We start from the raw sequence: 11,676 nt of genomic DNA, 5'->3' as shown, positions 1-11,676 counted from the left end.
GAGTGTCGCGCTCATTATCGCCCCGGGGAAAAATTACTTAAGGGAAAGGTGTGATAAATGGGAGAGCAATCGTTTGTCGTGCGGGTGTGGGGTCAGGTTCAGGGGGTGGGGTTTCGCTACTTCACCCGGGAGCGGGCGCTGCAACTGGGGCTTCGGGGGCATGCCTACAACCTGGAAGATGGCTCGGTGGAGATCCTGATTGCCGGTCCCGAACAGAAGGTACAGATGATGCTGGGCTGGCTTGAGCACGGGCCCCGAACCGCCACCGTCACCCGAATGGAGTGCACCCAGGCGTTGCCACCCACCGGAACCGGTTTTCATACCAACTAGCCGGGAGGGTTCATGGGGGAGAGCGGGATTGCGCAGGCCAACCGGCTCGTTGGGCAATATCGGGGGGCGACCCTGGCACTGCGCCAGCACAAGGGGATGGAAGAGGTGCATGCCTACCGGATAGCGGCCCGCCGCCTGCTGGCGCTGCTCGCCCTGTGGCGACCCCTCATTCATGAGCCCGAGCTGGAGCGGCGATTGACCCGTGCCGTCGGCACGCTCTCCGCCCTGCGCGATGCCCAGGTCTATGCGCAACATCATGGTGGCTCGCTTCGGCAGAACCGCTTGCCACGGGTCCCCCTGTTGACCGGCCCGCTGGCCCGTTGGCTGGCCCGACTGGAAGAGATACCCGTCGGTGTCGATCTCTTGCCGCTGTTTCAGCTGCATCTGGCGCTGTCACTGTCGGATGCACTGGCGAAGACCACCTCCCTTCCTGTGGGCATCAGGGCGAAACTTCGGTGCTGGCACCGGCTGCGTCTGGTGCTGAAACAGGCGCGCTACGGGATGGAGCTGCTGACGGCACAGGGGGGAGGGGATCCGGCCTGGTTGTCCATGCTGGTGAGCTGGCAGGAGCGGCTTGGGCAATTGCAGGACAGGCGCCAATGGCTCAGACGCCTTGGGGGCGAAACGGGGCGGGGCCAGCAACGGCGAGCCCTGAAAACAGAGATACGCTGCCAACTACTGCAACTGGATTGCCATCAGGCGGAGCTGGTCGGCCTTCGCATGGCATTGCTGCAGAGCGGGCAGTAAGCACCCCACAAGATAAAAAAAGAGAGGCCATTGGCCTCTCTTTTCATTGGGACTGTCCGGGAAGGGGCGTATTACTTCACGCGCATGCCCGGCTGGGCACCTTCCTGGGGCTCGAGGATCCAGAGATCCTTGCCACCCGGACCTGCCGCCAGCACCATGCCTTCGGACATACCAAAGCGCATCTTGCGCGGGGCCAGGTTGGCCACCATCACGGTCAGCTTGCCTTCCAGATCTTCCGGGTTGTAGGCGGACTTGATACCGGCAAAGACCTGACGGGTTTCGCCGCCGATATCCAGTTGCAACTTCAGCAGCTTCTCGGCTTCCGGCACCGCTTCGGCTTTCTTGATCAGCGCCACCCGCAGGTCAATCTTGGCAAAGTCGTCGTAGGTGATGGTCTCGCTGATGGGATCGTCCACCAGGGGGCCTGCCGGCTTCTTGCTCTGCTCCTTGGCGAGATCTTCCTTGGACGCTTCCACCATGGCATCCACCTTGGCGGACTCGATGCGGGAGAAGAGCGCCTTGAAGGGAGCGACGCCGTGGTCGACCAGAGGGGCGGCGATGCCGTCCCAGGTCAGGGTTTCGCCAAGGAAGGCTTCGGCGCGCTCGGCCAGCTGCGGCATGACGGGCTTCAAGTAGGCCATCAGCACGCGGAACAGGTTGATGCCGACGGAGCAGACGGCTTGCAGTTCGGCATCCGCCCCTTCCTGCTTGGCGATGACCCAGGGAGCCTTGTCGTCCACATAGCGGTTGGCCTTGTCGGCCAGGGCCATGATCTCGCGGATGGCGCGGCTGAATTCGCGTGCTTCATAGGCTTCGGCGATGCTGGCGCTGGCGTTGGCAAACTCGGCGTAGAGTGCGGGCTCGGCGCAGGTGGCGGCCAGCTTGCCGTCAAAACGCTTGGCGATAAAGCCGGCGTTGCGAGAGGCCAGGTTGACCAGCTTGTTGACCACATCGGCGTTGACGCGGGAGACGAAGTCTTCGAGGTTCAAGTCCAGATCGTCGATGCGGCTGTTGAGCTTGGCGGCGTAGTAGTAACGCAGGCACTCCGGATCCAGGTGCTTGAGATAGGTGGACGCCTTGATGAAGGTGCCCTTGGACTTGGACATCTTGGCGCCGTTGACGGTCACATAACCGTGCACGTTGACCTTGGTCGGCTTGCGGAAGTTCGCGCCTTCCAGCATGGCCGGCCAGAACAGGCAGTGGAAGTAGGCGATGTCCTTGCCGATGAAGTGATAGAGCTCTGCGTCGGAGTCCGCTTTCCAGTAGCTGTCGAAGTCGATGTCGCCGCGCTTGTTGCACAGGTTCTTGAACGACGCCATGTAGCCGATGGGGGCGTCCAGCCAGACATAGAAGTACTTGCCGGGGGCACCGGGAATTTCGAAGCCGAAGTAGGGGGCGTCACGGGTGATGTCCCACTGTTGCAGGCCGCTTTCGAACCACTCTTGCATCTTGTTGGCCATCTCTTCCTGGATGGCGCCGGAGCCGCGTACCCAGTCAGAGAGCCAGGCTTCGAACTGGGGCAGGTCGAAGAAGAAGTGCTCGGAGTCCTTCATCACCGGGGTCGCACCGGAGACGGCGGATTTCGGATCAATCAGCTCGGTCGGGCTGTAGGTCGCGCCGCAAGCGTCGCAGTTGTCACCGTACTGATCGGGGGACTTGCACTTGGGACAGGTGCCCTTGACGAAGCGATCCGGCAGGAACATGGATTTTTCCGGATCGAACAGTTGAGAGATGGTGCGGATCTTGATTTTGCCGGACTCTTTGAGACGGCCATAGATCACGCCCGCCAGCTCGCGGTTCTCGTCGCTGTGGGTGGAGTGGTAGTTGTCGAAGCTGATGTTGAAACCGGCAAAATCCCCCAGGTGCTCCTGGGAGACGGCGGCAATCATCTCTTCCGGCGAGATCCCCATCTGCTGAGCCTTGAGCATGATGGGCGTACCGTGGGCATCGTCGGCACAGACGAAATGCACCTGATGGCCACGCATTCGCTGATAACGAACCCAGATATCGGCCTGGATGTGTTCCAGCATGTGGCCGAGATGGATGGAGCCGTTGGCATAGGGGAGGGCGCAGGTTACCAGCATTCTACGAGGATCAGTTGCCATAATACGTTCTTTATGTGCCTGTTGGGATGATACAGTGCCGTGCATGTTACCCGAATTGGGGGCGGCCTGCCTAGGGTTGTGGCCCCCGGTGCCCTGACTGGCGGCATCACGATGACGTCGGCAAGCCACTGATTTATGTGCGGTAACCGTTCACCTCAGCATAACGACAACATAATGGGGAGTTAATGGTGATTTATTCAGTAAAACAGATCCTGGCCGAATTTAAACCGGCAGGATGGGGCAAGGATCTGGTCGCGGCCGGTTTTGTGCGTGCCGTCGAGCGGCACGAACAGACCCTGGCCATCACGCTGGTGCTGCCCTTTGCCGGCCAGTCCCTGTTTGAACAGATCAAAGAGGAGTTCGATGCCCGGCTGCGCAGCGCAACCGGCGCGACCCGCATCGACTGGACGGGGGAGATAGACGTGGCCAGCATGCCCCGCGCGCAGCAACTGGCGGCGGTGCAGGGGATCCGCAATATCCTGGTGGTTGCCTCCGGCAAGGGAGGGGTGGGCAAGTCCACTACCGCGGTCAACCTGGCGCTGGCGCTGCAAAAAGAGGGGGCGCGGGTCGCCCTGCTGGATGCGGACATCTATGGCCCCTCCATCCCGACCATGACGGGGACCCTCAAGGAGCGCCCTGTCAGCTTTGATGGCAAGTTGATGGAGCCGGTGATGGCCTGCGGCATCAAGAGCAACAGCATCGGTTATCTGGTGGCCGAGCAGGATGCCACCATCTGGCGCGGTCCCATGGCGAGCAAGGCACTCGGGCAGATCCTGCACGAGACCCGCTGGGGCGAGGTGGACTACCTGGTGGTGGACATGCCCCCGGGCACCGGCGATATCCAGCTGACGCTGGCCCAGCAGGTGCCCACCACGGCGGCGGTGATCGTCACGACGCCCCAGGATGTGGCGCTGGCAGATGCCCGCAAGGGGATTGCCATGTTCAACAAGGTCAATGTGCCTGTGCTTGGCATCGTCGAGAACATGAGTTACCACGTCTGCAGTGCCTGCGGGCATCACGAGCCGTTGTTCGGTACCGGCGGTGGGCAGAAGATGGCGGAGCAGTATCACGTGGCGCTGCTTGGTCAGTTGCCGCTGCATATCGACATTCGCCAGCACATGGATGACGGCTGCCCCACCGTGTTCGGTGCGCCGGATGGCGAGCTGTCACAGACTTACCTGAAACTGGCTCGCCGGGTAGGGGCCGAGCTCTATTTCAGCGCAAAACCGATTGCGACCCCGCTCTACACGGTGGCGCTGGACGAATAATCGGCGTTCGGCCAAGGGGGACGGATTTGGGGTGGGCATGGCCACCCCTTTTTCATATAATGGATCGGTTTAAACAATCCCCAGTGCTCTTCTCTTTAGGTATTTTCAATGTCTGATACTCAACATTCCTGCGTGATCATCGGTATTGCTGGTGCATCCGCGTCCGGCAAGAGTCTTATCGCCCAAACCATCTATGAAGAGCTGGTGGCCGAGCTGGGAGCGGGTCAGATTGGTGTGATCACCGAGGATTGCTACTACCGTGATCAGACCCACCTGACCATGGAAGAGCGGGTCAAGACCAACTATGACCACCCCAATGCCCTGGATCACGATCTGCTGGTGCAGCATCTGACCCAGCTGACGCAAGGGGAGGCGGTCAACATCCCCCAGTACTCCTATACCGAGCACACGCGCATGACCGAGGTCACTACCTTTGCACCGCGCCGTGTCATCATCCTCGAAGGGATACTGCTGTTGACCGACAGCCGCCTGCGCGAACTGATGGACGCCTCCATCTTCATGGATACCCCGCTCGACATCTGTTTGCTGCGCCGTCTGGTGCGCGATGTGCAGGAGCGCGGTCGTACCATGGACTCCGTACTCAAGCAGTATCAGAAGACTGTGCGTCCCATGTTCATGCAGTTCATCGACCCGTCCAAGCAGTATGCCGACGTGATCGTGCCCCGTGGCGGCAAGAACCGCATCGCCATCGACATGCTCAAGGCGCGTATCCGCCATATGTTGATTGGTTGAGAGAAAACAAGCCGGGTGATGCCCGGCTTTTTTTAATGAATCTTTTGTCAGGAGAGTCGCAGAATGCGTCTTTGTGATACCGATATCGAACGGCACCTGGATGAAGGCAAGATCGTCATCGAGCCGCGGCCCGGTGTTGAGCGGATCAGCGGCGTCAGCGTCGATGTGCTGCTGGGCAACGAGTTTCGGGTGTTTCGCGATCATACCGCGCCTTACATCGACCTTGGCGGTACCAGTGCCGAGATGGCCGATGCCATCGAGCGGGTGATGAGCGAGGAGATCCACGTGCCGGACGGTGAAGCCTTCTATCTGCACCCGGGTCAGCTGGCGCTGGCGGTGACCTATGAATCGGTTACCTTGCCCGCCGATATTGTCGGCTGGCTGGATGGTCGCTCCTCCCTGGCGCGCCTGGGCCTCATGGTGCACGTCACCGCCCACCGCATCGATCCGGGCTGGTCCGGCCGCATCGTGCTGGAGTTTTACAACGGCGGCAAGTTGCCTCTGGCCCTGCGTCCCAAGATGAAGATCGGTGCCCTGAACTTCGAGATGCTGTCAGGTACCGCGGCTCGCCCGTACAACAAACGGGAAAATGCCAAATACAAGAGTCAGCAAGGGGCTGTGGCCAGCCGGATCAACCAGGATTGATCCCCGCACCGTGCGGCTTGTCTATCGAGGAGGGTGCCAAGGCACCCTCTTTTTTATCTGACAAAAGGAAACGGGCGTGCCGAGTGGGTTGAAAAGCGGCCTTTTTCGGGACATTGAGCGATGCTTAGGCTTTGATTGGCGCCTATCCACAGCAATGGAATGGACTTAAATTAATCCTCGACAAGCCCCGTTCCTACAGGCCCTAAGACATTTTCTGACGGAATGCCCTTTTTTTTTTTTGCTGAAATATTTCAACAACGGGTATGGCGCATCGAGCCTTCTGGCATAATCCGCCGCAACTCATAAACAGGTTCGTTTTTATGTTTGAAATGTTTAGTGGTTTGGGTTTGTGGTGGTCAATCGGTTTGGTATTGGCCGTTTTTTTTGTGCTGGCCTATGAATTCATCAACGGCTTTCACGATACCGCCAACGCGGTAGCAACGGTTATCTATACCAAGGCGATGCCGGCTCATATGGCGGTGGTGGCTTCCGGTCTGTTCAATTTCGCCGGTGTCATGCTGGGTGGGTTGGGGGTGGCCTATGCCATCGTTCACCTGCTGCCCATCGATCTGCTGCTTGGCATGGACTCTACCCAGGGTCTGATCATGGTGTTCTCCCTGCTGTTCTCGGCCATCGTCTGGAACCTGGGAACCTGGTACTTCGGCATTCCGGCATCCAGCTCCCACACCCTGATCGGTTCCATCCTGGGGGTAGGCGGCGCCTATGCCCTGATCAGCCATCAACCTCTGAAAGAGGGTATCAACGTCGGCAAAGCCATCGACATCATGCTCTCTCTCATCATCTCTCCCACCGTGGGCTTCATCATTGCCGCCTTGCTGCTGTTCGCCATGAAGCGCGTATGGCTTGGCAGCAAGATCCACAAGACCCCGGAAGAGCGCCTGCTGGTGGACGGCAAGAAGCATCCACCGTTCTGGGCCCGTGTCACACTGATTTGTTCCGCAATGGGGGTGAGCTTCGTGCACGGCTCCAACGATGGTCAGAAAGGCATCGGTCTGGTAATGCTGGTGCTGATCTGCATGGCGCCTGCCTATTTTGCGCTGGACATGAACAGCCGCTCCTATGATCTGGACAGAACTCAGGATGCCAACCAGCGCATCATGGAGATCTACCAGCGTAACCAGGATCAGGTCTCCCGTCTGGTGAACTTCAGTGTGCCTGCCAAAGCCCAGGAGGAGCTGATGAGCCACTGTGCGGCAGGGGAGGCCCTGCAGGCCATGGCGACCCTCGACAAGCGTCTGGGCCAGGTGCGCACCTACGAGGAGATGAACCTGGTGGATCGCCGCGAGGTGCGTCGTCTGCTGCTGTGCATCGACGACACTGCCCGCAAGGTCTCCAAATTGCCGCTGCCGGCCAAGGAGCTGACTGATCTTGCCAAATGGCGCAAGGATCTGACCGCCACGGCCGAATATGCGCCGACCTGGGTCATCGTGTCCATCGCCCTGGCGCTCGGTTGCGGCACCATGGTGGGCTGGCGTCGTATCGTCTACACGGTAGGGGAGAAGATCGGTTCCACCGGGATGACCTACAGTCAGGGCATTGCAGCCCAGATCACGGCCGCCGCGTCCATCGGGATTGCGAGTCTGACCGGGATGCCGGTGTCCACCACCCACATTCTCTCCTCTGCGGTGGCGGGGACCATGGTGGCCAACAAGTCCGGCCTGCAGAGCCAGACCATCAAGACCATTCTGCTGGCCTGGGTGCTGACATTGCCGCTCACCATGCTGCTCTCCGGCGGCCTGTTCCTGCTGAACAACCATCTCTTTGGCGGGTAAGCGCGACAGTCATTGGAAATGAAACAAGGGCCTTCGGGCCCTTTTTTGTTGCCTGGTGAATGCCACGTCATACGGCAATAGTTCAATGAGTGATAGCTGTATACCATCATGCAAGAAGTTGAATGACATTATCTATCACCTCTTTAGCTTCTCTACATCCCTGAACCACTCGTTGTGCACAGTGAGGGGAACCTGCCTGTGTGACGCCTTGTTACGAGCCGACCCTTGCACGTGAAGCTGAAGGGAGGGCGTTCAACGGGTCTATGATCCTCACCAGAAATGATGAGAGTGAAGAGTGTCACAGGTTGCCCTATGTCTGGCATTCCCGTTCAACCTGGGCTGTCTCAGCCACCACTGAACACACCGACTGTGCTACCAAAGGGGAACGCTGCCAGACTGTTTGCCAATGGCTCCATATGCTGTCAACGCACGGACCCTGTCGACAAAGCAGAGCATGTCGTGGTGCGTTGACAGAGATGAATCCTCTGTCTGGTGCGTTATTCACGTCTTGCTTGGACTGTGTGTGTGATCGCTGAACATCGGGAAAGCGGCGGATATCGAACGGGCAGGGGGGGGAGAGCAAGGCGATGTCAGCCCCAAAAAAGAGACAAAAAAAGAGCCACACATTGTGTGGCTCTTTATTCAGACTAACGAGTCTGCTCAGGGGCGACCGGCCGGGCTGGTTGCCACGTTGCTGGCAGCGGTGCTGCCACCGTGGCGACCGGAGGTCACGACTTCGCTGCGTACCAGGGGAGCGTACTCCACGGGTTCACGGGGTGTCGGGGCAGGAGCCGCAGCTGGCGTTGCCATGGGCGCATAAGCCTTGCGGGCACGGGCCAATACACCGGCACCCTTGCTGACCTTCACTTCGGGGCTGGTTGCTGGCTCGGTTTGCACCACGGCAGCCGGCATCTCGACGACCTCCGCCTCGGCGGTGGCCGTCTCCTCAGCGATAACGACAGGTGCCGCTTCAGCAACCGGTGCAACCTCTTCTGGGATGGCCTCCACTTGCTGGGTCTGCTCGACAGCATCGATCACGGCGACAGGTTCGTCATGAGAGGCGGTGTTGACGATAGGTTCGACCATCTCGGGTTCGACAACTGCCACTTCGGCGACGGGTTCAGCGTCTGCTTGCGCAACCTGCTCAACTTCGTCAGTGGAGGGCGCATCCACAGCCTGGGCTGCCAGTGCTTGCTCTGCCGCTTCCTCAGCAACGGCTTCAGCCACCACGTGTTCGGTCAGTGCGGCGGAAGCCTGCAGGGCGGCTGCAACCGCTTCTGCGCTCGGAATGGTGATGACAGGCACAACCGGTTCTTCCACCTTCACCTGAGCCGCATCGGCCTGGGCCGCGGTAGTCAGCTGCACTTCACCTTGTGCTTCGTCTTCACGCTGGCCACGAGCCTCTTCGTTGATGCGCTTGCGACGTTGTCCTTCGATGCGCTGATTGCGCGGGGTACGGCGGGAACGACGCTGACCTTCGCCTTGCTCTTCTTGTTGCTCAGCAGCGGCGGCTTGCACGTCGGCGACATCGGTGATTTGCTCGTCAGTCGGCAGGGCAGGGGTGTCGGTCGCGGCGACATCGACACGGATCTGCTTGCGCAGTTGGCGACGTTCGCGGCGCTCGGCCACTTTTTGCTCTTTTTCCTGACGCGGTTCAGCGCTGGCGACCGCAGTATCAACGGTATCAACCGCCTCGACGCTCACCTCGGCACGGGGTTCGCGGGGGGCGCGAGGTTCACGAGCCGGACGCGGGGCACGAGGTTCGCGCTCCTGGCGGGGTTCGCGAGGCTCACGCTCCATGCGCTGTTCGGTGCGCACTTCGCCACGGGGTTCCCGTTCCTGGCGCGGTTCCCGCTCTTGACGAGGCTCACGCTCTTTGCGCGGGCGACGATTGCGATCACTGCTCTCGCGGCTGGCTGCGCCTTCACGCTTCTCGCCGGCCTCGACATTGCGACTGCCGCGGTTGTCATCGCGACGGCCACGTTGACCACGGCTGCGGGATTCATCGCGCTGGTGACGGTGCCCGTCATCCTTGCGAGCTTCGCGCTGGGCGGCCGGTTTGTCGGCAGGCGCCTTCACCTCGGCCGGAGCCGCATCGGAGGAGGCACCGAACAGGCCGGAGAAGGCCTTGGCCAGCTTGCCAAAGAAGCCGACTTGTTCTGCAACCGGAGCGGGAGTCGCAACAGGAGCCGGGGCGGTGGGCGCAACCGGCTGGGGAGCCGGGGCAAACCCTTGCAGCAGCGGCTGTTCGCGCTCGACTACCTGAGCCTGGCGCGGCTGATAGACCGGCTTGGCAATCTCGGTTTTGAGCTCGTAGCTGGCCGCTTCCGGGATCTCGTTCTGACGGATGCGGGTCACTTCGTAGTGCGGGGTTTCCAGATGCTGGTTCGGAATGATGTAGACACGCACATCATTGCGCTGTTCCAGATTGGCGATGGAGGTACGCTTCTCGTTGAGCAGATAGGCGGCCACATCGACCGGCACCTGGGCATGAACCTGCTCGGTGTTGTCCTTCATGGCCTCTTCTTCGATGAGACGAAGGATGGACAGGGCGAGGGATTCGTTGTCACGGATGACCCCCTGACCCTGGCAACGGGGGCAGATATGGCTGCTGGACTCGTTGAGGGAGGGACGCAGACGCTGGCGAGACATCTCCAGCAGACCGAAACGGGAGATACGGCCCAGCTGGATACGGGCACGATCCTGATGCACCGCTTCACGCAGACGGTTTTCCACTTCGCGCTGATGGCGCACCGGGGTCATGTCGATGAAGTCGATGACAATCAGGCCACCCAGGTCACGCAGACGCAATTGACGGGCAATCTCGTCTGCTGCTTCCAGGTTGGTCTGCAGGGCGGTCTCTTCGATATCGCCGCCCTTGGTGGCGCGGGAGGAGTTGATATCGATGGAGGTCAGTGCTTCGGTCGGATCGATGACGATGCTGCCGCCGGAGGGCAGGCGCACTTCGCGCTGGAAGGCCGATTCGATCTGGCTCTCGATCTGGAAGTGGTTGAACAGGGCGACATCGCCCTTGTACAGCTTCACGCGATTGAGAAAATCGGGACGGACCAGCTCGATATGCGACTTGGCGCGCTCGAAGATGACCGGGTTGTCGATCAGGATCTCGCCCACATCGCGACGCAGATAGTCACGGATGGCGCGCACGATGACGTTGCTTTCCTGGTGAATGAGCACCGGAGCGGAACGTTGTTGTGACGCCTTGTGGATGGAGTCCCAGTGATTGAGCAGAACGTTCAGATCCCACTCCAGCTCTTCCGGGGACTTGCCCACACCGGCGGTGCGCACGATGAGGCCCATGCCGTCCGGCACGGTCAGTCCGCTCAGGGCTTCCTTCAGCTCGGTCCGCTCGTCACCCTCGATGCGACGGGAGATGCCGCCGGCACGAGGGTTGTTCGGCATCAGCACCAGGTAGCTGCCAGCCAGACTGATGAAGGTGGTGAGGGCTGCACCCTTGGTACCACGCTCTTCCTTGTCGATCTGGACAATGACTTCCTGGCCTTCGCGGACCACTTCTTTGATGTTGGGACGACCCTGATAGGAGTAACCGGAGGGGAAGTAATTGCGGGCGATTTCCTTTAACGGCAGGAAACCGTGGCGTTCGGCGCCATAGTCAACAAAAGCAGCTTCGAGACTGGGTTCTACTCGGGTGATTTTGCCCTTGTAAATGTTCGCTTTTTTCTGCTCGTGTCCCGGACTTTCAATATCCAAATCGTAGAGCTGTTGTCCGTCAACCAGCGCTACGCGCAACTCCTCTTCCTGAGTCGCGTTGATTAGCATTCTTTTCATTGAGTTCTCATTATTTTGTCATTTTGATTCCTCCACTGGGTCCTGCCGGCGCCGGCCTCGGGTCTTCAGCATGCTGGGGCAACCTCCCGGTTGGGGTATGCATGAGGCGCAAACTAAGGGCACTCTGGTTCAGCCTTCTCGAGAGGGCGTGAATTAAGGATACCGATGTGGAGACAATTTACGTCGGCTCTGTTTGTGTTCTCCATGCGTTGTACCTCGCACCCGGGA

At 60.0% G+C, this 11,676-nt stretch carries 8 protein-coding genes; 6 read left to right on the top strand and 2 right to left on the bottom strand.

All coding sequences use genetic code 11. The features are described 5' to 3' along the window. The first annotated feature begins 57 nt into the window (after positions 1–57). Together ACPW74_RS09440 and ACPW74_RS09435 are read left to right on the top strand one after the other, a co-directional pair. Positions 58–330 carry an acylphosphatase gene (locus ACPW74_RS09440; RefSeq protein WP_010674727.1) on the top strand — a complete coding sequence of 91 codons (273 nt, stop codon included), beginning with the start codon at positions 58–60 and terminating at the stop codon, positions 328–330. Positions 331–342: 12 nt separating this feature from the next. Beyond that, positions 343–1,077, top strand: coding sequence for a CHAD domain-containing protein (locus ACPW74_RS09435; RefSeq protein ID WP_103260119.1), 735 nt, complete (start codon positions 343–345; stop codon positions 1,075–1,077). A gap of 71 nt (positions 1,078–1,148) precedes the next feature. On the opposite strand, the gene metG is transcribed toward ACPW74_RS09435, so the two are convergent. After that, positions 1,149–3,182 carry a methionine--tRNA ligase gene (gene metG / locus ACPW74_RS09430; RefSeq protein WP_425859013.1) on the bottom strand — a complete coding sequence of 678 codons (2,034 nt, stop codon included), beginning with the start codon at positions 3,180–3,182 and terminating at the stop codon, positions 1,149–1,151. A 185-nt stretch (positions 3,183–3,367) separates the two neighbouring features. Here metG and apbC point away from each other — a divergent pair, with 185 nt between their 5' ends. From apbC to ACPW74_RS09410, 4 genes are all read left to right on the top strand, one after another. Continuing rightward, positions 3,368–4,450 carry an iron-sulfur cluster carrier protein ApbC gene (apbC, locus tag ACPW74_RS09425; protein WP_270822264.1) on the top strand — a complete coding sequence of 361 codons (1,083 nt, stop codon included), beginning with the start codon at positions 3,368–3,370 and terminating at the stop codon, positions 4,448–4,450. 108 nt (positions 4,451–4,558) lie between these two features. After that, positions 4,559–5,203 (top strand): uridine kinase, encoded by a 645-nt coding sequence (gene udk / locus ACPW74_RS09420; RefSeq protein WP_010674731.1) that lies wholly within the window; start codon positions 4,559–4,561, stop codon positions 5,201–5,203. A 63-nt stretch (positions 5,204–5,266) separates the two neighbouring features. Continuing rightward, complete coding sequence (dcd, locus tag ACPW74_RS09415) at positions 5,267–5,848, top strand: dCTP deaminase (protein ID WP_010674732.1); 582 nt, start codon at positions 5,267–5,269, stop codon at positions 5,846–5,848. Between the two features lie 320 nt (positions 5,849–6,168). Then, positions 6,169–7,641 carry an inorganic phosphate transporter gene (locus tag ACPW74_RS09410; RefSeq protein ID WP_425859010.1) on the top strand — a complete coding sequence of 491 codons (1,473 nt, stop codon included), beginning with the start codon at positions 6,169–6,171 and terminating at the stop codon, positions 7,639–7,641. 660 nt (positions 7,642–8,301) lie between these two features. Here ACPW74_RS09410 and rne read toward each other — a convergent pair. Continuing rightward, a complete protein-coding gene (gene rne / locus ACPW74_RS09405) occupies positions 8,302–11,448 on the bottom strand; it encodes a ribonuclease E (RefSeq protein WP_029314528.1) in 3,147 nt (1,048 codons plus the stop codon). Positions 11,449–11,676: the final 228 nt, after the last annotated feature.

Source organism: Aeromonas sp. INTO2 (assembly GCF_049860605.1).
GTDB classification, from domain to species: domain Bacteria; phylum Pseudomonadota; class Gammaproteobacteria; order Enterobacterales; family Aeromonadaceae; genus Aeromonas; species Aeromonas caviae.
Note: the sequence above shows the minus strand (reverse complement) of the source record. Positions and strands in the feature narration are given on the sequence as shown.